The organism is Pantoea sp. GCM10028869 (assembly GCF_042666835.1).
Taxonomy (GTDB): Bacteria; Pseudomonadota; Gammaproteobacteria; order Enterobacterales; family Enterobacteriaceae; genus Pantoea; species Pantoea leporis.
In genome coordinates this window covers 334,050-354,623 of sequence record NZ_JBHTGO010000005.1, presented here as the reverse complement: position 1 = coordinate 354,623, position 20,574 = coordinate 334,050, and the positions used below count along the sequence as shown (strand labels likewise).

The 20,574-nt window shown below is 55.3% G+C and carries 18 protein-coding genes; 5 read left to right on the top strand and 13 right to left on the bottom strand.

Features of this window, described 5'->3' with window-relative positions; all coding sequences use genetic code 11:
- Window positions 1-53 precede the first annotated feature (53 nt).
- The 13 genes from murG to ilvI form a co-directional block, all read right to left on the bottom strand.
- Window positions 54-1,112: an undecaprenyldiphospho-muramoylpentapeptide beta-N-acetylglucosaminyltransferase gene (gene murG, locus ACFQW4_RS15625; protein WP_377726101.1), complete on the bottom strand. Its 1,059-nt coding sequence runs from the start codon at window positions 1,110-1,112 to the stop codon at window positions 54-56.
- Complete coding sequence (ftsW, locus tag ACFQW4_RS15620; protein ID WP_101762115.1) at window positions 1,109-2,323, bottom strand: cell division protein FtsW; 1,215 nt, start codon at window positions 2,321-2,323, stop codon at window positions 1,109-1,111. Before ftsW ends, murG begins: the two co-directional genes overlap by 4 nt.
- Window positions 2,323-3,639 (bottom strand): UDP-N-acetylmuramoyl-L-alanine--D-glutamate ligase, encoded by a 1,317-nt coding sequence (gene murD / locus ACFQW4_RS15615; protein WP_217549113.1) that lies wholly within the window; start codon window positions 3,637-3,639, stop codon window positions 2,323-2,325. The genes ftsW and murD overlap by 1 nt, the downstream gene beginning before the upstream one ends.
- 2 nt (window positions 3,640-3,641) lie before the next feature.
- Window positions 3,642-4,724: a phospho-N-acetylmuramoyl-pentapeptide-transferase gene (gene mraY / locus ACFQW4_RS15610; protein WP_007888613.1), complete on the bottom strand. Its 1,083-nt coding sequence runs from the start codon at window positions 4,722-4,724 to the stop codon at window positions 3,642-3,644.
- Window positions 4,718-6,079 carry a UDP-N-acetylmuramoyl-tripeptide--D-alanyl-D-alanine ligase gene (gene murF / locus ACFQW4_RS15605; RefSeq protein ID WP_377726098.1) on the bottom strand — a complete coding sequence of 454 codons (1,362 nt, stop codon included), beginning with the start codon at window positions 6,077-6,079 and terminating at the stop codon, window positions 4,718-4,720. Before murF ends, mraY begins: the two co-directional genes overlap by 7 nt.
- Entirely contained in the window at window positions 6,076-7,563 is a 1,488-nt protein-coding gene (gene murE, locus ACFQW4_RS15600; RefSeq protein WP_377726097.1) for a UDP-N-acetylmuramoyl-L-alanyl-D-glutamate--2,6-diaminopimelate ligase, read from the bottom strand. The genes murF and murE overlap by 4 nt, the downstream gene beginning before the upstream one ends.
- On the bottom strand, window positions 7,550-9,316 hold the full coding sequence (locus tag ACFQW4_RS15595; RefSeq protein ID WP_008108616.1) for a peptidoglycan glycosyltransferase FtsI: 1,767 nt from the start codon (window positions 9,314-9,316) through the stop codon (window positions 7,550-7,552). The genes murE and ACFQW4_RS15595 overlap by 14 nt, the downstream gene beginning before the upstream one ends.
- A gap of 16 nt (window positions 9,317-9,332) precedes the next feature.
- Window positions 9,333-9,653 carry a cell division protein FtsL gene (gene ftsL, locus ACFQW4_RS15590; protein WP_101762119.1) on the bottom strand — a complete coding sequence of 107 codons (321 nt, stop codon included), beginning with the start codon at window positions 9,651-9,653 and terminating at the stop codon, window positions 9,333-9,335.
- Window positions 9,650-10,591, bottom strand: coding sequence for a 16S rRNA (cytosine(1402)-N(4))-methyltransferase RsmH (gene rsmH / locus ACFQW4_RS15585; RefSeq protein WP_101762120.1), 942 nt, complete (start codon window positions 10,589-10,591; stop codon window positions 9,650-9,652). The genes ftsL and rsmH overlap by 4 nt, the downstream gene beginning before the upstream one ends.
- A gap of 2 nt (window positions 10,592-10,593) precedes the next feature.
- On the bottom strand, window positions 10,594-11,052 hold the full coding sequence (mraZ, locus tag ACFQW4_RS15580) for a division/cell wall cluster transcriptional repressor MraZ (RefSeq protein WP_007885013.1): 459 nt from the start codon (window positions 11,050-11,052) through the stop codon (window positions 10,594-10,596).
- Between the two features lie 492 nt (window positions 11,053-11,544).
- Window positions 11,545-12,555 carry a catabolite repressor/activator gene (gene cra / locus ACFQW4_RS15575; RefSeq protein WP_101762121.1) on the bottom strand — a complete coding sequence of 337 codons (1,011 nt, stop codon included), beginning with the start codon at window positions 12,553-12,555 and terminating at the stop codon, window positions 11,545-11,547.
- Between the two features lie 197 nt (window positions 12,556-12,752).
- Entirely contained in the window at window positions 12,753-13,244 is a 492-nt protein-coding gene (ilvN, locus tag ACFQW4_RS15570) for an acetolactate synthase small subunit (RefSeq protein WP_007885011.1), read from the bottom strand.
- A gap of 2 nt (window positions 13,245-13,246) precedes the next feature.
- A complete protein-coding gene (gene ilvI / locus ACFQW4_RS15565; RefSeq protein ID WP_137385150.1) occupies window positions 13,247-14,971 on the bottom strand; it encodes an acetolactate synthase 3 large subunit in 1,725 nt (574 codons plus the stop codon).
- Window positions 14,972-15,703: 732 nt separating this feature from the next.
- Between ilvI and leuL the strand changes: the two genes are divergently transcribed.
- The 5 genes from leuL (at window position 15,704) to leuD (ending at window position 20,557) form a co-directional block, all read left to right on the top strand.
- Window positions 15,704-15,787: a leu operon leader peptide gene (leuL, locus tag ACFQW4_RS15560; RefSeq protein ID WP_099686952.1), complete on the top strand. Its 84-nt coding sequence runs from the start codon at window positions 15,704-15,706 to the stop codon at window positions 15,785-15,787.
- Window positions 15,788-15,880: 93 nt separating this feature from the next.
- On the top strand, window positions 15,881-17,443 hold the full coding sequence (leuA, locus tag ACFQW4_RS15555) for a 2-isopropylmalate synthase (protein WP_101762123.1): 1,563 nt from the start codon (window positions 15,881-15,883) through the stop codon (window positions 17,441-17,443).
- Between the two features lie 2 nt (window positions 17,444-17,445).
- Window positions 17,446-18,537, top strand: coding sequence for a 3-isopropylmalate dehydrogenase (leuB, locus tag ACFQW4_RS15550; RefSeq protein WP_008108624.1), 1,092 nt, complete (start codon window positions 17,446-17,448; stop codon window positions 18,535-18,537).
- 4 nt (window positions 18,538-18,541) lie between these two features.
- Window positions 18,542-19,948 (top strand): 3-isopropylmalate dehydratase large subunit, encoded by a 1,407-nt coding sequence (gene leuC / locus ACFQW4_RS15545; protein ID WP_377726093.1) that lies wholly within the window; start codon window positions 18,542-18,544, stop codon window positions 19,946-19,948.
- A 3-nt stretch (window positions 19,949-19,951) separates the two neighbouring features.
- A complete protein-coding gene (leuD, locus tag ACFQW4_RS15540; RefSeq protein ID WP_377726091.1) occupies window positions 19,952-20,557 on the top strand; it encodes a 3-isopropylmalate dehydratase small subunit in 606 nt (201 codons plus the stop codon).
- The last annotated feature ends 17 nt before the right edge of the window (window positions 20,558-20,574 follow it).

Below are 20,574 nucleotides of genomic sequence, written 5' to 3'. Positions count from 1 at the left end.
TTTTCCCGTTTGTACCTGCTGAAGGTACGGGCCAAATCAACTGGCCGATTAATTTACTTCGCGACGCGCGCCACTTCATTTGCAACCCGCTCGGTTGCATCGGGAATCGCGACCTGACGGGCTTTTTCTGCCATCGCCAACAATGTGGCGCGATCCCAGTGACGCAGCGTGTCCGCTACCACAGCCGCGGTGAACTGCGGCTGCTCGAAAATTTTGGCTGCGCCCGCTTTTTCCAGCGGCAACGCATTCCAGTACTGCTGACGATCTTTGTGCTGAAACGGTACGAAAATTGCCGGTAAACCTGCGGCCGCCACTTCACTTACCGTCAATGCGCCCGAACGGCACACTACGACATCGGCCCAGGCGTAAGCTTCGGCCATGTCATCGATAAACTCGGTGACTTTGTGCTGCGGCTGACCCGCTGCACGGTAAGCCTGCTGCACGGTTTCCAGTCCGCCTTTACCGGTTTGATGCCAAACCGTAATGGCTTCGCCCAACGCTGCGGCCACTTGCGGCACGGTCTGGTTGAGGATGCGCGCGCCCTGGCTGCCGCCAACCACCAGCACGCGAATCGGGCCGAAACGTGCACTTAGACGATCTGCCGGTAACGGCAGCGCTAACACGTCGGTACGCACCGGATTGCCAACCACTTCAGCATTTGGAAACGCCCCCGGAAACGCCTGCATCACTTTGGTGGCGATCTTCGCCAGCCACTTGTTGGTCAGTCCGGCAATGCCGTTCTGCTCATGCAGCACCACCGGAATACCGCAGCTCCACGCCGCTAAGCCGCCAGGACCCGAAACGTAGCCGCCCATTCCCAGCACCACATCCGGCTGCCAGCTCTTCATGATGCGACGCGCCTGGCGCCATGCATTGAAGATGCGTACCGGTGCCAGCAACTGCGCTTTAACACCTTTACCGCGTAAACCGCTGATGCGGATAAAATCAATTTCAATGCCGTGTTTCGGCACCAAATCCGCTTCCATTCGGTCAGCGGTTCCCAGCCAGCGCACCTGCCAGCCTTGTTCCATCAGGTGATGGGCAACGGCCAGACCGGGGAACACATGTCCGCCAGTACCGCCTGCCATGACCATCAACCGTTTGCCACTCATCGTGCACCTCGGGTAAACGCCTGCGCTTTTGCCAGACGCGTTTCATAATCTATGCGTAATAAAAACACGATGGCGGTCGACATGATGATCAGACTCGAACCACCGTAACTGATCAGCGGCAGCGTCAGACCTTTCGTCGGCAGCATGCCAGCAGCTGCACCCACGTTAACCAGCGCCTGGAAGCTAAACCACACGCCAATTGAGCAAGCGAGGAAGCCTGAGAAGCGCTGATCGATCTCCAGAGCACGGCGACCAATCGACATCGCGCGAAAAGCGACGAAGAATACCATCAACAGCGCTAAAACCACACCGACATAACCCAACTCTTCACCGATGATGGAGAAGATGAAGTCAGTATGTGCTTCCGGCAGATATTCCAGTTTCTGCACCGAGTTGCCTAAGCCCTGCCCCCAGAACTCACCGCGCCCAAACGCCATCAACGATTGCGTCAACTGGTAGCCGCTGCCGAAGGGATCTTCCCACGGGTTCCAGAAGGAGGTCACACGGCGCATACGGTACGGTTCGGCAATGATCAGCAGCACCACGGCGAAAATGCCGGAGCCGATGATCGCCAGGAACTGCCACATTTTCGCCCCGGCGAGGAACAGCATCGCCAGCGTGGTAACAAACAGCACAACGACGGTACCGAGATCCGGCTGCGCCAGCAGTAGCACGGCCAGCACCACCATCACGCCCATCGGCTTACAGAAGCCCCAGAAGTTGTTACGCACCTCTTCGACTTTGCGCACCAGGTAACTGGCGAGATAGCAAAACAGCGTCAACTTCGAAAGCTCGGCTGGCTGAATACGCAGCGGGCCAAGAGCAATCCAGCGCGATGCACCGTTCACCGAGCTACCGACGACCAGGACGATGAGCAGCATCACCACGGACACCATCAGCATCACGTTGCTGTAGCGCTGCCAGAAATCCATCGGGATGCGCAAGGTCACCAGCGCCATACCAAACGCCAAAGCGATATAGAATGCATCACGCTTGGCAAAGTAGAACGGATCTTCATTCAGACGTTGACCGACCGGCATCGACGCCGAGGTCACCATCACAAAACCAATCAGCGCCAGCCCAAAGGTCAGCCACAGCAGCGTGCGATCGTACAGCACCACCGGCGCATCATCACTGTCGCGCGCGCCCATCACCCACTCACGCAGGCGCAACGACAGATAGTTGGCGATACCGGCTCCAGGAATGCGCATCAGCTCAACTCCTTCGCCAGTTGCGCGAACTGATCGCCGCGCTGTTCAAAATTACGGAACTGGTCAAGGCTGGCGCAGGCCGGTGATAACAGCACCATATCGCCGGCTTTAACCTGGGCGGCAATCTGCGTCATCGCCTGCTGCATGGTTTCAGTGCGCGTGGCGATCTCCGGACGCAATGCCGCTAACGCATCACCATCTCGACCAAAACAGAACAGCTTCACGTTGTCGCCCTGCAGATAGCGCACCAGCGGGCTGAAATCAGCCGACTTGCCGTCGCCGCCCAGCAGCAGCCACAAGGTACCTTTCACCTGCAAGCCATTCAGCGCCGCTTCGGTGCTGCCAACGTTGGTGGCTTTGGAATCGTTGATCCAACGCACGCCATTGGCTTCATGCACTAGCTGGAAGCGGTGCGCCAGGCCGGTAAAGGTGGTTAAGGCTTTCAGGCTGGAAGCGCGTGGAATATTCACCGCGTCGGCCAATGCTAGCGCTGCCAGCGCGTTGGTGTAATTGTGTTGGCCCACCAGCGTCATCTCATCGGTGTTCAGGACTTTTTCGCCCTTCGCCCGCAGCCAGGTGCTGCCCTGCTGCTGATTGAGATGATAATCGCCGAGATTGATGCCGAAGCTTACGCAGCGCTGATCAACACCGCGCACCGGCATGGTCATACCATCGTCGGCATTCACCACGCAGACGCTGGCGTTTTCGTAAATGCGCAGCTTGGCGGCACGATACTGCTGCATGCCAAGCGGATAGCGATCCATGTGATCCTCGGTGAGATTGAGGATCGTCGCCGCCGCCGCTTTCAGGCTATGCGTGGTTTCCAGCTGGAAGCTGGAGAGTTCGAGTACATAAAGCTGTGCTGGCGATTTCAACAGCGTCAGCGCCGGCAAACCGATGTTACCGCCCACGCCTACCTGCCAACCTGCTGCGCGCGCCATTTCACCCACCAGCGTCGTCACGGTGCTTTTACCATTCGAACCGGTGATTGCCACAATCGGAGCCTGCGCTTCACGGCAGAACAGCTCAATATCGCCGATGATTTCAATCCCGGCATCGGCTGCTTCGCTCAATGCAGGATGCGCCAGCGCGATCCCGGGGCTGGCGATAATCAGATCGGAGGCCAGCAGCCAATCACTATTAATACCGCCAACATAGCGCTCCACCGAAGCTGGCAGTTTGTCCAGCCCCGGCGGCGAGACACGGGTATCCATCACGCGTGGCGTTACGCCTTGCGCGAGGAAGAAATCAACACAGGAGAGGCCAGTAATGCCTAATCCAATGATGACGACTTTTCTGCCCCGATAGTCAGCCATGATTAACGTACCTTCAGCGTTGCCAGGCCAATCAGCACCAGCATCAGCGAAATAATCCAGAAGCGCACAATGACGCGCGGCTCCGGCCAGCCTTTCAATTCATAGTGATGGTGAATCGGCGCCATGCGGAAAATACGTTGACCGCGCAGCTTGAACGATCCCACCTGCAGAATCACCGACAGCGTTTCGACCACAAACACGCCGCCCATGATTAACAGCAAGAATTCCTGACGCAGCAGCACGGCGATAGTGCCGAGCGCGCCACCCAGCGCCAAGGAGCCGACATCGCCCATGAACACTTGCGCTGGATAGGTGTTGAACCACAAAAATCCGAGTCCGGCTCCGACAATCGCGGTGCAGACAATCACCAGTTCCCCCGCGTGCCGTAAATAAGGAATGTGCAGATATTCGGCAAATTTAACGTTACCAGTCGCCCACGCCACCAGCGCAAAGCCTGCTGCCACGAACACCGTTGGCATAATGGCTAAGCCATCAAGACCATCCGTTAAGTTAACCGCGTTGCCGGTACCGACAATCACGAAGTAGGCCAGCACCACGTAGAACAGGCCCAGCTGCGGCATCACGTCTTTAAAGAACGGCACCACCAGCTGCGTTGCAGGCGTATCTTTACCGGCGATAAACAGCGCGAACGCAACCGCCAGCGAAATTACTGACATCCAGAAATATTTCCAGCGCGCGATCAGGCCTTTGGTGTCTTTGCGCACCACCTTACGATAGTCATCCACAAAGCCGATGATGCCAAAACCGACCAGCACCACCAGTACGCACCAGACGTATGGATTAGACGGATAGGCCCACATCAGCACCGAAATAGTGATGGAGGTGAGGATCATTACGCCGCCCATGGTTGGCGTGCCGCGTTTGCTGAAGTGTGACTCTGGACCGTCGTTACGCACCACCTGACCGATCTGCAGCTTCTGCAGCCAGGCAATCAGGCGCGGGCCCATCCACAGAGAAATGAACAAGGCGGTCAGCAGGCTGACAATGGCGCGAAACGTCAGATACGAGAAGACGTTAAAGCCGGAATAAAATGCGACCAGATGTTCGGCCAGCCAGACTAGCATGTTCCTTTCTCCTGTAAGCTCTGTACTACCTGCTCCATGGCGGCACTACGTGAACCTTTAACCAAAATAGTGATGTCCTGATGTTCGGACAGCAATGTGCGTAAACGTTCAGTTAGCGCGGTTTTTGTGGCGAAATGCTCGCCTTTACCGCTGTTTTCGCCAATCAGCTGGCTCAGAGTCCCAATGCTCAGCACGCGATCGACACCGGCCGCTTTGGCCGCATCGCCGACCTGGCGATGACACAGTTCGGCTTCATCACCCAATTCAGCCATATCGCCCACTACCATCACGCGGTAGCCCGGCATATCGCCTAGCACCTGTGCGGCGGCAGTCATAGAACCGACATTGGCGTTGTAACTGTCATCCAGCAGCAGTTGATTGGCCGCCAGGCGAATCGGGAACAGTCGACCAGGAACAGCCTGCAAGGTTTTAAGGCCAGTTTGAATCGCCGACAGCGGCGCATCTACTGACAATGCCAACGCTGCAGCGGCTAACGCATTCGAGATGTTATGACGGCCCGGCAGCGGCAGCTCCACGGCGATATCACCGCGTGGCGTATGCAGCGTGAACAGCGTGGCATCGGCTCGCAGCACGATTTCGCTGGCGCGGAACTCTGCATCAGCCATTGGCTGCGGCGAGAAGCGCCACAAGGTTTTATCTGCAAACTGTGATTGCCAGTTGGCCAGATCGTTGCTGTCAGCGTTGACGATCGCGGTGCCGTGTACCGGCAAGCCGCCAAAAATTTCGCCTTTGGCTTTCGCCACACCCGCCAGCGAGCCAAAGCCTTCCAGATGGGCAGCAGCAAGGTTATTCACCAGCGCAGTTTCCGGACGCACCAGATCGGTGGTGTAAGCAATTTCACCCTGATGGTTGGCACCTAACTCGATCACCGCGTAAGCATGCTCTTTGGTGAGACGCAGCAGCGTCATCGGTACACCGAAGTCGTTGTTCAGGTTGCCGGCCGTGTAAAGCGTTTCGCCACACTGACGCAAAATCGCGGCGGTCATCTCTTTGACCGAGGTTTTGCCGGATGAACCGGTCAGCGCAACCACGCGAGCGTTCGCCTGTTGGCGTACCCACGCGGCGAGTTGCCCAAAAGCAATCCGCGTATCAGCCACAACCACCTGCGGTACAGAAACCGGCAGCAGCTTACTGACCAGCAGCGCCTGCGCGCCGTTAGCAATGGCATCGTTAGCGAAGTCGTGAGCATCAAAACGTTCACCCACCAGCGCCACAAACAGGCTGCCGGCGGTGACTTTGCGGGTATCGGTGGTGACATCGGCAAGGGTTAAATCCGCGCCATGCAGTTGACCGCTGCTGATTTCGGCCAGCATATTGAGAGAAACGGGAATCATGCCATCACCCCCAACAAACGGGCGACGGTGTCGCGATCGGAGTAATCCAAACGGCGGTTGCCAATGATTTGATAATCTTCGTGGCCTTTTCCGGCCACCAACACGATGTCATCGGCGCCAGCTTGCATCACGGCGTTGGTGACCGCCTGCGCACGACCGGAAACCACGCGTGCGCGGCCCGGATCGAGCAAGCCGGTGAGAATGTCATTCACAATCGCCATCGGCTCTTCGCTGCGCGGATTATCGTCGGTGATCACGACGATGTCGGAGAATTGCTCAGCAATTGCGCCCATCAGCGGACGTTTGCCTTTGTCACGATCGCCACCGCAGCCAAACACGCACCACAGCTGGCCTTTACAGTGCAGACGCGCCGCTTCCAGCGCTTTTTCCAGTGCATCAGGCGTGTGAGCGTAATCGACAACCACCGTAGGTTTGTCTGGCGCAGTGAATACTTCCATGCGACCACACACCGGCTGCAGCTGCGGTGCAGTGGCAACCAGCGCATCAAGCGGGTAATCCAGCGCCAGCAGCGTACCCAGCGCCAGCAATAGGTTGCTCACGTTGAAAGCGCCCATCAGGCGGCTATCAAACTCGCCGTTGCCCCAGCTGGAGCTGAACTGAATATGCGCACCGCCGTCGTGATAATCCACCGCCGTGGCTTTCAGCCAGCGGCCATGACAGCCCGATTGCAGATTGTCTTCCATGGTGACTGCTACCGCATCCGGCAATTTTGCCAGCCAGCAACGTCCCACTTCATCATCAGCATTGATGATGGCTTCAGCGACCTGATGCTCAGAGAACAGTAACCATTTAGCGGATTCATAACTCTGCATATCACCGTGATAATCGAGGTGATCGCGGCTCAGGTTAGTAAACACCGCGGCCGCAAACGGCAAGGCGGCAACGCGATGCTGCACCAAGCCGTGCGAGGAGACTTCCATTGCCGTCAGGGTTGCGCCCTGCCCGACTAAATCATTCAGCACATGCTGCACATCCACCGCAGAACCGGTGGTGTTTTCGGTTGCCACCAGTTGACCGTAAAGGCCATTGCCTACCGTGCCCATCACTGCGCCGGTTTCACCGAGCAGATTGGCCCACTGCGCCATCAGTTGCGTGGTGGTGGTTTTGCCGTTAGTGCCAGTAACACCAATCAATTTCAGTTTGCTTGCAGGCTGCTGATAAAAGCGTCCGGCCAGTGCAGAGAGACGCTGCTGCAACTGCGCCAGATAGATAACCGGGACGCCATGCATCTCGTGGATATCTCCATCGCTGGCTTCGCCTTCGGCTTCAGCAATCACTGCCGCTACGCCTTGTGCAATAGCCTGCGGAATAAAACGACGTCCATCAGCATGATGGCCCGCCACGGCGATAAACAGATCGCCAGAAGCCGCCGCGCGGCTATCTAGTGTCATGTCACGGAGTGGACGCGCCGGCGCACCCGGCACCCACGGGGCCAGTAAGTCGCGCAGGTTACGATCTGTCACTTGATTCCTCACTTCTATTCTTCACCAACTCGTTCTTATCAACTGTTGGCAGCGCATCAGGTTCGATATTCATGGTACGCAATACGCCGCCCATGATGGCGCCAAACACCGGTGCTGAAACCGCACCACCATAATATTTACCGGCCTGGGGATCGTTGATCACCACCACCAGCGCAAAACGAGGACGGCTGGCAGGCGCAACGCCTGCGGTATAAGCAATGTATTTGTTGACGTAACGTCCATCCGGTCCAACTTTCTTGGCGGTACCGGTTTTGATGGCAATGCGATAGCCCTTGATGGCGGCTTTAACCCCACCACCGCCAGGCAACGCAACGCTTTCCATCATGTGCATCACCGTTTTCACCAGGTCTTCCTGGAAAACGCGTTCACCCGCCACTGGCGGGTCAACTTTGGTGATCGACAGCGGGCGATTGATGCCGTAGCTGCCAATGGTTGCGTAGACTCGCGCTAACTGTAACGGCGTTACCATTAGCCCGTAGCCGAAAGAGAAGGTGGCCCTCTCTATGTCAGACCACCGTTGTTTTTGAGGGTATAAGCCACTACTTTCCCCGACCAGCCCCAAATTGGTCGGTTTACCCAGTCCAAAGCGCGCGTAAGTATCTACAAGTGCTGAGGAGGGCATCGCTAACGCCAAACGTGAAACCCCGACGTTACTCGACTTCTGTAAAACCCCGGTAAGGGTCAATTCGTTGTAGCGCGCCACGTCTTTGATCTCATGACCATTGACGCGGTACGGCACGGTATTCAGTACGCTGTTCTCTTTCACCACACCGCGCTGCAAAGCCGTCATCACCACCATCGGTTTCACGGTGGAACCTGGCTCGAAGATGTCGGTAATAGCGCGGTTACGCATCACGTCTTTCGGCGTGTTGCTGAGATTATTCGGGTTGTAAGCGGGGCTGTTCGCCATCGCCAGCACTTCGCCGGTGTTTACATCCACCAGCACCGCGGTGCCTGATTCGGCTTTGTTGAACGCCACGGCATTATTCAGTTCGCGGTACACCAGCGCCTGCAGACGTTCATCAATGCTTAGCGTCAGGTTGTGCGCAGCGCGGCTGTCTACCGAGGAGATATCTTCAATGACGCGGCCGTTGCGGTCTTTACGCACCGTACGTTCACCCGGTGCGCCGGTCAGCCATTTATCGAAGCTTTTTTCGATGCCTTCAATGCCCTGGCCATCAATGTTGGTGAAACCAATCAGGTGCGCGGTCACCTGGCCCGCCGGATAGTAGCGGCGCGACTCTTCACGCAGGTAGATGCCCGGCAGCTTAAGCTTTTTCACATACTCGCCAATCGCTGGATTCACCTGGCGCGCCAGATAGACAAAGCGCCCTTTCGGGTTGGCATTGATACGTGCAGCAAGTTGATCGAGGGGGATCGATAACGCATCCGACAGCGCTTTCCAGCGACTATCCAGCGAGACGCCGCCGTGTTCGGTCAGCTCTTTCGGATCGGCCCAGATCGCATTCACCGGCACGCTCACCGCCAGCGGACGACCGGCACGATCGCTGATCATACCGCGCGCGGTTGGCACCGATTGCACGCGCAGCGAACGCAAATCGCCCTCTTTCACCAGCTTGTCAGGATTGATCACCTGCAGCCACGCTACGCGCGACAGCAGTCCGCCCAGCGCCAGTAAAATGCACCCGCACAGTAACGCAAAGCGCCAGCTTACAAAGCTGGCCTTATCTTCTTGTTTTTTTAACTTCAGCGTTTTGCCTGCGCCACTCATTGAGTTCTGCGATTCCTTATTTCTGCACCACAATATTTTCCTGCGAAGGATCTACATGCTGCATTTGCAGTTTATCGGTTGCTATCCGCTCTACACGGCTGTGATCGCCCAGTGCGTTCTCTTCAAGAATCAGGTTGCGCCATTCGATATCGAGCGCATCACGCTCCAGCACTAGCTGTTCACGCTGCGCCGTTAACAGGCGCGTCTTATGCGTGGTGGTCACGACCATTACCGAGGACACCAGCACCGCGATCAACAGCAACAGCGGGATCTTGCCAAATCGCAGCAAGTCCCCACCAATGACACCGGGTAAGCTGTGGCGCTCGTTGCCAATCATGAGGCCGTTCGCTCCGCGATACGCAATACCGAACTGCGCGCACGTGGATTTTCGTTCACTTCGGCTTCGCCAGGAATCAATTTGCCCAGCGTTTTCAGCTCACGACCGCCTAAGGCTTTAAGCTGCGACTCCGTCATCGGAATGCCTGCTGGCACCTGAGGACCGCGGCTCTGATCGCGCATAAAACGCTTCACTAAGCGATCTTCCAGTGAGTGGAAGCTGATGATCGACAACCTGCCGCCTGGCGCGAGAACCGACAAGGCCCCTTTCAGCGCGGTATCGATCTCTTCCAGCTCACTGTTGATCCAGATACGAATCGCCTGGAAAGTACGCGTTGCCGGGTGCTTAAATTTGTCTTTGACGGGCATTGCGGCGGCAATCACCGTCGCCAGCTCTTTGGTGCGTGTCATCGGCTGGTCGCGGTTACGCTCTACGATGGCGCGCGCAATCCGTTTACCGAAACGCTCTTCACCGTAGGTCTTGATCACGAAAGCGATATCCGCCTCCTCTGCGCTCATCAGCCATTCGGCGGCCGATTGCCCGCGTGTTGGATCCATACGCATATCCAGTGGCCCATCACGCATAAAGGAGAAGCCACGTTCGGCATCATCCAGTTGCGGAGAAGAGACGCCCAGATCGAGGAGAACGCCATCGATCTTGCCGGTCAGCCCGCGCTCTTCAACGTATTCTGCCAAAGCCGAAAACGGCCCATGGACGATCGAGAAGCGCGGATCGTTTATCTCAGCGGCTGCGGCTATTGCTTGCGGATCGCGATCAATCGCTATCAGTTGCCCTTTCTCACCAAGCTGCGAAAGGATTAAGCGCGAGTGACCGCCGCGACCAAAAGTGCCATCGATATAAATGCCGTCTTCCCTGATATTGAGGCCGTTTACCGCCTCATCCAGCAGCACTGTGGTGTGTTTGAAATTTTCCTGCATAGCTATAGCGACAAGTCCTGCAACCGCTCAGATAAAGGCTCCTGAGCCGACTGTTCTGTGTCAATATCATCCTTAACTTGTTGATACCAGGTCTGTTCATCCCACAGCTCAAACTTGTTGAACTGTCCAACCAGCATCACTTCTTTGGTCAGGCCGGCATGTTGACGTAACGTGTTCGCCAACAACAAACGACCCGCATTATCCATCTGGCATTCACTGGCATGTCCCAACAGCAGTCGCTGTACGCGACGCTCGGCAGGATTCATGCTGGATAAGCGAGACAGCTTTTTCTCAATGATTTCCCATTCGGGCAGGGTATAAAGCAGCAGGCATGGCTGGTGGAGGTCAATGGTGCATACCATTTGCCCCTGAGACTCTGCGACAAGCAATTCACGATAGCGCGTTGGTACTGCTAATCGTCCTTTGCTGTCGAGATTGACCAACGTTGCTCCACGGAACATGCCAGCCTTACCCCTCAATCACCCGTTTTCACCACTTTATCCCACTTTTTACCACGAAACGAGTTTACGGAGCCGATGAAATCCTTGTCAAGCCGCAACGGCAAGTGAATATCACTATTTACATCGGGTGAAATTAATCAATGAGGGAATTAATCGACATGGATTCGCAAAATAAAAAATTAACCTGATGAATAATTGAATAAAAATTTCCGCACGAGGATAAATGGCGAAAAATAAAGCGCTTCGGCGCAAAAGTATAATTGCCCCGCAATCTGCGACAGCGGCGGCATTTTAGGGGATTTCTGAAAGGAAGCCCAGCATCATCGCGCCAGCTCTGCCACGCCTCACTGATGAACATGTAAACAATTAAGAAAAGTCAGTAAGGTTAAATTGTTAGCTGGAGTGGCGATTATTTACGCTTATTTACGCCGTAAGGTTCTCAGAAAATATCTACAGGATTAATAAATGCTGGGCAGCGAACTGCCCAGCATTTCATTTAGAGCGGCGACTTAATTGTCCGCGGCGGAATAAATTGCGACGAATACGGGTTAAACCCGGCTTGGGTTTACGTGGTTCATCTAGCGAGGCTAACACCAGTTCCAGCACGCGCTCAGCCACGTCGCGATGACGTTGCCCCACCGCCAGCACCGGGCACTCGAGGAAATCCAGCAATTCATGGTCGCCAAAGGTGGCGATCGCTAAATCCGTCGGCAGGCGACCATCACGCTTCAGCGTAATGTCCATTACGCCCTGCAGCAGCCCAAACGATGTGGTGAAAAGTGCCTCCGGCATCGGATGATCTTCGAGGTACTTCTCAAATAGCGCGGCAGCGGCGGCCCGATCGAAACTGTTGCAGTAGATGTAATCAATTGGCCGCTCATCATCTTTCCACGCATCGCGGAAACCTAACTCACGCAGGAAGCTGACCGACAACTCAGGCAGCGCGCCGAGGAACAGCACATTTTTCACCGGTAGCTGACGCAATTCAGCCGCCAGCGCCTGCGCATCATCCTGATCGGCACCCACTACACTGGTAAAGTGTTCACGATCCAGCGCACGGTCCAGCGCGATAATCGGTAACGGATCGTTGATCCAACGCTGATAGAACGGATGCTCTGGTGGCAGTGAAGTTGAAACAATGATGGCATCAACCTGGCGCTGCAACAGATGCTCGATGCAGCGCATTTCGTTGTCTGGCTGATCTTCTGAGCAGGCAATCAGCAGCTGATAGCCGCGCTGACGCGCCTGACGCTCCAGATAATTCGCAATGCGCGTGTAACTGGTGTTTTCCAGATCGGGGATCACGAGGCCAATCGAACGTGTGCGCCCGGCGCGCAGCCCAGCCGCGACGGCATTGGGGTGATAGTTGTGTTCACGCACCACCGCCATCACTTTTTCGACGGTTTTTTCGCTGACACGATACTGCCGCGCTTTGCCATTAATTACATAGCTGGCCGTGGTGCGCGACACGCCTGCCAGGCGCGCAATTTCATCCAGTTTCACGGTGACACCTTAATTCTGATAAGCCAGCGCTGACGAAAATATCCGCAGAGTAGCTATGGGTAAAACATTTGTAACATCTAACCGCAGAACACTACGCCGAGCAACCGCTTTTCTCTCGCATCCTGGTTAAGCGCATAAAATAAAAAAACCCGGCATTTCGCCGGGTTAGAATCAGATGAAATCGTTACTTTGGGTGATTAACGCATCACGCGATCGCCGCGCGACACACCCACAATTCCTGAGCGCGCCACTTCGACAATTTCTGCCACGTCACGCACGGTGTTGAGAAACGCATCGAGTTTATCGCTGGTGCCCGCCAGCTGAACCGTGTAAAGCGTTGGTGTGACATCGATAATCTGCCCACGGAAAATTTCCGCGCTGCGCTTCACTTCTTCACGGCCGTAACCGCTGGCCTGGATTTTCACCAGCATGATCTCACGCTCAACGTAAGCGCCCTGACCCAGCTCGCTGACACGTAACACGTCCACCAGCTTGTGCAGCTGCTTCTCAATCTGCTCCAGCACTTTCGCGTCGCCGACCGTTTGAATGGTCATGCGTGACAAGGTGGGATCATCGGTCGGTGCCACAGTCAGGCTTTCGATGTTATAGCCACGTTGAGAGAACAGCCCCACTACGCGGGACAATGCGCCGGATTCGTTTTCCAGCAGAACCGATAAAATACGACGCATAATTAAGTCCTCTCCGTTTTGCTCAACCACATCTCATCCATCGAACCACCACGAATTTGCATCGGGTAAACGTGCTCGCTGCCGTCAATGTTTACATCGACAAACACCAGACGGCCTTTCGCCAGCGTATCCAGTGCCAGCTGCAGCTTCTCTTCCAGCTCCGCCGGATGCGCAATGGAAATGCCCACATGCCCATACGCTTCGGCCAGACGCACGAAGTCAGGCAGCGATTGCATGTAGGACTGCGAATGGCGGCCCGAGTAAATCATGTCCTGCCACTGCTTAACCATGCCGAGGAAGCCGTTGTTGAGGTTCAATACCAGCACCGGTAAATCGTACTGCAATGCGGTCGACAGCTCCTGAATGTTCATCTGGATACTGCCATCGCCGGTCACGCAGATAACCGTCTCATCCGGCAGCGCCATCTTCACGCCCAGCGCAGCAGGCAAGCCGAAGCCCATGGTGCCTAAGCCGCCGGAGTTGATCCAGCGACGCGGCTTGTCGAACTGGTAGTAAAGTGCGGCAAACATCTGATGCTGACCAACGTCAGACGTCACGTAAGCTTCGCCTTTGGTCAAACGACAGATGGTCTCGATGACTGCCTGCGGTTTGATTTTGTCGCTGGTACGATCGAATTCCAGGCACTTACGACCGCGCCAGCCTTCAATGGTCTGCCACCAGTCGCGCAGGCTATCAAGTTCCTGCTTCGCATCGCTTTGTGCCAGCAGCTCTAGCATCTGTGCCAGCGTCTGCTTCGCATCGCCAACGATTGGAATGTCGGCGCTGACCGTTTTGGAGATCGACGTCGGATCGACATCGATATGCATGATGGTGGCGTTCGGGCAGTACTTCGCCAGATTGTTGGTGGTGCGGTCGTCGAAGCGCACGCCAATACCGAAAATCAGATCGGCATTGTGCATGGTCATGTTGGCTTCGTAAGTGCCGTGCATCCCCAGCATGCCGACACACTGACGATGTGTGCCAGGGAACACGCCCAAGCCCATCAGCGAGGTCGTTACCGGAATATTCAGTTGCTCTGCCAGCTGCAGCAGCTCGGCTTCGCAGCCCGACATAATCGCGCCGCCGCCGGCGTAAATCACCGGCTTGTGTGCTGCCAGTAACGTTTGCAGCGCGCGCTTGATCTGTCCTTTATGGCCCTGAATGGTCGGATTGTATGAGCGCATGCTCACTGTTTCCGGCCAGACGTACGGCAGCTTGTTGGCGGGATTCAGGATATCTTTTGGCAGATCGATCACCACCGGTCCCGGGCGACCGCTTGCTGCCAGCCAGAAGGCCTTTTTCAACACGGTTGGGATCTCTTCGGCGTTTTTCACCAGGAAGCTGTGCTTTACCACCGGGCGGGAGATGCCGACCATGTCGCACTCCTGGAACGCATCGTAACCAATCAGTGACGAAGGCACCTGACCCGAAAGAATTACCATCGGGATCGAATCCATATAGGCGGTTGCAATACCGGTAATCGCGTTGGTGGCGCCCGGACCGGAGGTCACTAGCACCACGCCCACTTCACCGGTCGCACGCGCAAGGCCATCGGCCATATGCACCGCGCCTTGTTCATGACGGACTAATACGTGGTCAATACCACCGACCGTTTGCAGCGCATCGTAAATATCGAGCACCGCTCCGCCCGGATAACCGAATACCTGCTTAACGCCCTGATCGATCAACGAACGGACGACCATTTCGGCTCCTGACAACATCTCCATTTTCTGCCTCCAGGCTTGAGGGACTGAATCCACTGACGTTCGCGTTTCCCGCACGCCACTGATATCCGGCCCCCGATCGCCAATTAAGATCAAAACCTTATGTTTATGCTCAGAAGGCGGCGTTCTGTCCGCCTTCCAGGTACAGGGAATCTACTTGAGTTAATTATTTGAGAGTAGGTCGATTACCATAACCGCAGACAACCCGCCCTGCAAACGCCAGGACGCCACGTCGCGCCCGATCCGGCAATAAAGGCACTGATGCGTGATTATTGCCTGCGAGGATTAAACTAATGCTTCGTCATAACCACAGAGGAAAATGCTGGTTTATAGATTATTTGCAGCGTGTTCTAAGAAATATGATTTTCATATTGCCTGACCACTCAGTCCACAATCTTTTGTGATAATTACTTTCTGGCGTGATTATCTATAAAACGGCCCGATCACATCATATTCTTCTTAACAACAAGCCTAATCTTGTTTTATCAGCAATGCGCATTATCAACTTAAGATGTTAATTATCAACTATTTAAAATAAATTCTATTTTCTAAACGATTTTTTAAGTGGATGGATTCACTTATTCTGTTGCTAATTAATGTCATTGCTCTGCGCAGCCGAAAAATCACAGCACATCGCCCTTCTGACTTCACAGAAATACCCTTGTACTTAAGGTTGACTTCAGACGTCAATTCCAGTACCAATATGTGCAGCACTCAATTTACGAGGTTTGACTCATGTTTCATTCTTTCCGCCTACTCGGTCTACTACTAAACGCATCCAGTTTGCGCGGTAGACTCGTGGGCGGAATCAATAACTGATTCGAACCTGCAGAAGTTTAAGAAACCCGCGCCAATGCGCGGGTTTTTTTATGCTCGTAGCACCGGCAAAGTTAATGCATAAGGAAGATTACGATGAGCCAGCAAGTTATTATTTTCGATACCACTCTGCGTGATGGCGAACAGGCTCTACAGGCCAGCCTGAGTGTTAAAGAAAAACTGCAAATCGCTCTGGCGTTGGAACGTATGGGCGTGGATGTAATGGAAGTGGGCTTCCCCGTTTCCTCTCCAGGCGATTTTGAATCCGTACAAACCATCGCTCGTACCATTAAAAACAGCCGCGTCTGCGGACTGGCACGCTGCGTTGAGAAGGACATTGACGCCGCATACGAATCACTGCGTGTGGCTGAAGCGTTCCGTATTCACACCTTCATCGCGACTTCGCCGATGCACATCGCCACCAAATTGCGCAGCACACTGCCAGAAGTGATTGAACGCGCAGTGCACATGATCAAACGCGCCCGCAACTATACCGACGACGTTGAGTTTTCCTGTGAAGATGGCGGGCGTACGCCAATCGACGATTTGTGCCGCATGGTTGAAGCCGCGATCAATGCCGGTGCAACCACCATCAACATTCCGGACACCGTCGGCTACACCTTGCCAGGCGAATACGCCAACATCATTGGCCAACTGGTGGCACGCGTTCCAAATATCGATAAAGCCATCTTGTCGGTTCACACCCACGACGATTTGGGTATGGCGACCGGCAACGCCATCGCTGCGGTATTGGCCGGTGCGCGTCAGGTTGAAGGTACGCTGAACGGTTTAGGCGAGCGCGCCGGTAACTGTGCGCTGGAAGAAGTGATTATGGCGATCAAAACCCGCCAGCAGATCATGAACGTCCACACCAATATCAATCATCAGGAAATCTACCGCACCAGCCAAACCGTGAGCCAAATCTGCAACATGCCGATTCCAGCCAACAAAGCGGTGGTGGGTTCTAACGCCTTCGCCCACTCTTCCGGTATTCACCAGGATGGCGTGCTGAAGAACCGCGAAAACTACGAAATACTGACGCCAGAATCTATCGGCCTGCACAAAATCCAGCTGAACCTGACTTCCCGTTCTGGCCGCGCTGCGGTGAAACACCGCATGGAAGAGATGGGTTACAAAGAGTCCGATTACAACCTCGACACGTTGTACGACGCCTTCCTGAAGCTGGCCGACAAGAAAGGTCAGGTGTTCGATTACGACCTGGAAGCGTTGGCCTTTATCAACAAGCAGAACGAAGAGCCGGAATATTTCGAGCTCAACGAATTCAACGTGCAGACCGGCTCCAGCGTAACCGCAACGGCCTCCGTGCAGTTGGGCTGCGGTGAAGAGACCAAAGCTGACGCCGCAACCGGTAACGGTCCGGTTGATGCGGTCTATCAGGCGATCAACCGTATTACCGGCTTTGAAGCCGAGCTGATTAACTACAAGCTGACGGCGAAAGGCCACGGCGAGAACGCGCTGGGTCAGGTCGATATCGTGGTCAACTACAACGGTCGTAAATTCCACGGCGTTGGCCTGGCGACCGATATCGTCGAATCATCGGCGAAAGCGATGGTGAACGCGTTGAACAATATTTGGCGTGCTAAGCAGGTGGAAAAAGAACTGCAGCGTAAATTTAAAGATCAGAAGGAAACGGTGTAATTATGTCTAAGTCTTCTCATATCGCGGTATTGCCAGGCGACGGAATTGGTCCGGAAGTGATGGCGCAGGCCATGAAAGTTCTCGATGCAATTCGTACGCGTTTCGACATGCGTATCACCACCAGCGAATATGATGTTGGCGGTATCGCCATCGATCGTCATGGTGAACCGCTGCCACCGGCTACCGTTGCCGGCGCAGAGCAGGCAGATGCAATTCTGTTTGGCTCGGTAGGTGGCCCGAAATGGGAACATCTGCCACCTGCGCAGCAACCCGAGCGCGGTGCGCTGTTGCCGCTGCGTAAGCACTTTAAGCTGTTCAGCAACCTGCGCCCTGCGGCACTGTATAAAGGTCTGGAAGCGTTCTGCCCGCTGCGTAGCGATATCGCCGAACGCGGTTTCGACATCCTGTGCGTGCGTGAACTGACCGGCGGCATCTACTTCGGTCAGCCGAAAGGCCGCGAAGGCAGCGGCCCGCACGAGCGCGCTTTCGATACTGAGGTTTATCACCGTTTCGAAATCGAGCGCATCGCGCGTATCGCGTTTGAATCCGCGCGTAAGCGCCGCAACATCGTCACCTCAATTGACAAAGCCAACGTTTTGCAGACTTCCGTCATGTGGCGCGAAATTGTGAACGAAGTGGCAAAAGATTATCCGGATGTGCAGTTGAGCCACATGTACATCGATAACGCCACCATGCAGCTGATTAAAGATCCATCACAGTTTGACGTGCTGCTGTGTTCTAACCTGTTTGGCGACATCCTGTCAGATGAATGCGCGATGATTACCGGTTCAATGGGCTTGCTGCCTTCCGCCAGCCTGAATGAAGAAGGTTTTGGCCTGTTTGAGCCAGCGGGCGGTTCCGCACCGGATATCGCCGGTCAGAACATCGCTAACCCGATTGCGCAGATTCTGTCGCTGTCACTGCTGTTGCGTTACAGCCTGAATGCGGATGAAGCCGCCGCAAGCATTGAACGCGCCGTGAGCCGTGCGCTGGAAGCGGGTTATCGCACCCGTGATTTGGCCGGTGACGGCAAAGCCGTGAGCACAGATGAGATGGGCAGCATCATTGCCGGTTTCATCGCCGAGGAAAAATAATAAAATGAAAAGCTTATATCAGAAGTTATTTGATGCACATGTCGTTAACGAAACCCCGAACGAAACGCCGTTACTCTATATCGATCGCCATCTGATCCATGAAGTGACGTCGCCGCAGGCCTTTGATGGCCTGCGTGCGCACGGGCGCAAAGTGCGTCAGCCGTCGAAAACCTTCGCCACCATGGATCACAACGTTTCGACGCAGACCAAAGACATCAATGCGTCTGGCGAGATGGCGCGTATTCAGATGCAAGAGCTGATGAAAAACTGTGCTGAGTTCGGCATTCAGCTGTATGACCTGAATCACCCGTTCCAGGGCATCGTGCACGTCATTGGGCCAGAGCAAGGTATGACGTTGCCGGGCATGACCATCGTCTGCGGTGATTCCCACACCGCCACGCACGGCGCGTTCGGTTCGCTGGCATTCGGTATCGGTACTTCCGAAGTTGAGCACGTGTTTGCCACGCAAACCCTGAAACAGGGCCGCGCGAAGACCATGAAGATTGAAGTGCTGGGCGAAGCGGCGCCGGGCATTACCGCCAAAGACATTGTGTTGGCCATTATCGGTAAAACCGGCAGCGCTGGCGGTACCGGTCACGTTGTCGAATTCTGTGGCTCAGCGATCGAAGCGCTGAGCATGGAAGGCCGCATGACGCTGTGTAACATGGCGATTGAAATGGGCGCCAAAGCGGGCCTGGTCGCGCCGGACGACACCACTTTCAATTATCTGAGAGACAAGCAGTTCTCGCCGAAGGGCGAGCAGTGGGAACAAGCGGTCGCTTACTGGCGCACGCTGAAGTCTGACAGCGATGCCAAATTCGACAGCATCGTCACGCTGCACGCGGAAGATATCGCTCCGCAAGTGACCTGGGGCACCAATCCAGGCCAGGTAATGGCGGTAGATCAAGCGATTCCGAATCCACAATCCTTTGCCGATCCGGTTGAGCGCGCCTCAGCAGAGAAAGCGCTGGCTTACATGGATCTGCAGCCCGGCATCAAACTGACTGACGTGGCGATCGATAAAGTGTTTATCGGTTCCTGCACCAACTCACGTATTGAAGATTTGCGCGCCGCTGCTGCGATTGCCAAAGGCCGTAAAGTGGCGCCGGGCGTGGTGGCGATGGTGGTGCCAGGTTCGGGTCCGGTAAAAGCACAAGCCGAAGCCGAAGGTCTGGACAAAATCTTCCTCGAAGCCGGTTTTGAATGGCGTTTACCGGGTTGCTCCATGTGTCTGGCCATGAACAACGACCGCCTCAATCCAGGCGAACGTTGCGCATCAACCAGCAACCGTAACTTTGAAGGCCGTCAGGGCCGCGGTGGACGTACTCACCTGGTGAGCCCGGCAATGGCTGCTGCGGCTGCCGTAACCGGTCGCTTTGCCGACATTCGTGAATTGACTCAGGGAGCGTAAGCCATGGCGAACAAATTTACTCAACATACCGGCATTGTGGCGCCATTGGATGCGGCCAACGTCGATACTGATGCCATTATTCCAAAGCAGTTCCTGCAGAAAGTGACGCGCACCGGTTTTGGCGCGCATCTGTTCCACGACTGGCGTTTTGAAGATGATGCGGGCACCGTGCCAACCGCCAGCTTTGTCCTGAACAAACCGGAGTTCAAAGGCACCAGCATTTTGCTGGCGCGTGAGAACTTTGGCTGTGGTTCATCGCGTGAGCACGCGCCGTGGGCGCTGACCGACTTCGGCTTCCATGTGGTGATTGCGCCAAGCTTCGCCGACATTTTCTACGGCAACAGCTTTAACAACCAGCTGCTGCCGGTGAAGCTGAGCGATGAAGAAGTGGATGAGATGTTCAAACTGGTTGCCGCGCAGCGGGGCATCACCTTCACCGTGGATCTGGAAGCGCAAACTGTAACCGCAGGCGATAAGACTTATAGCTTCGAAATCGACAGCTTCCGCCGTCACTGCATGATCAACGGCCTCGACAGCATTGGCCTGACGCTGCAACACGAAGCGTCTATCTCCAGCTACGAGACCAATCAGCCCGCGTTCTTACGCTGAGGCAACAAGGGCGACAT

Excerpts from the sequence above, each read along its gene's own strand:
- murG (WP_377726101.1), bottom strand. The coding sequence starts at position 1,112 with ATGAGTGGCAAACGGTTGATGGTCATGGCAGGCGGTACTGGCGGACAT.
- ftsW (WP_101762115.1), bottom strand. The coding sequence starts at position 2,323 with ATGCGCATTCCTGGAGCCGGTATCGCCAACTATCTGTCGTTGCGCCTG.
- murD (WP_217549113.1), bottom strand. The coding sequence starts at position 3,639 with ATGGCTGACTATCGGGGCAGAAAAGTCGTCATCATTGGATTAGGCATT.
- mraY (WP_007888613.1), bottom strand. The coding sequence starts at position 4,724 with ATGCTAGTCTGGCTGGCCGAACATCTGGTCGCATTTTATTCCGGCTTT.
- murF (WP_377726098.1), bottom strand. The coding sequence starts at position 6,079 with ATGATTCCCGTTTCTCTCAATATGCTGGCCGAAATCAGCAGCGGTCAA.
- ACFQW4_RS15595 (WP_008108616.1), bottom strand. The coding sequence starts at position 9,316 with ATGAGTGGCGCAGGCAAAACGCTGAAGTTAAAAAAACAAGAAGATAAG.
- ftsL (WP_101762119.1), bottom strand. The coding sequence starts at position 9,653 with ATGATTGGCAACGAGCGCCACAGCTTACCCGGTGTCATTGGTGGGGAC.
- rsmH (WP_101762120.1), bottom strand. The coding sequence starts at position 10,591 with ATGCAGGAAAATTTCAAACACACCACAGTGCTGCTGGATGAGGCGGTA.
- mraZ (WP_007885013.1), bottom strand. The coding sequence starts at position 11,052 with ATGTTCCGTGGAGCAACGTTGGTCAATCTCGACAGCAAAGGACGATTA.
- ilvN (WP_007885011.1), bottom strand. The coding sequence starts at position 13,244 with ATGCGTCGTATTTTATCGGTTCTGCTGGAAAACGAATCCGGCGCATTG.
- ilvI (WP_137385150.1), bottom strand. The coding sequence starts at position 14,971 with ATGGAGATGTTGTCAGGAGCCGAAATGGTCGTCCGTTCGTTGATCGAT.
- leuL (WP_099686952.1), top strand. The coding sequence starts at position 15,704 with ATGTTTCATTCTTTCCGCCTACTCGGTCTACTACTAAACGCATCCAGT.
- leuA (WP_101762123.1), top strand. The coding sequence starts at position 15,881 with ATGAGCCAGCAAGTTATTATTTTCGATACCACTCTGCGTGATGGCGAA.
- leuB (WP_008108624.1), top strand. The coding sequence starts at position 17,446 with ATGTCTAAGTCTTCTCATATCGCGGTATTGCCAGGCGACGGAATTGGT.
- leuC (WP_377726093.1), top strand. The coding sequence starts at position 18,542 with ATGAAAAGCTTATATCAGAAGTTATTTGATGCACATGTCGTTAACGAA.
- leuD (WP_377726091.1), top strand. The coding sequence starts at position 19,952 with ATGGCGAACAAATTTACTCAACATACCGGCATTGTGGCGCCATTGGAT.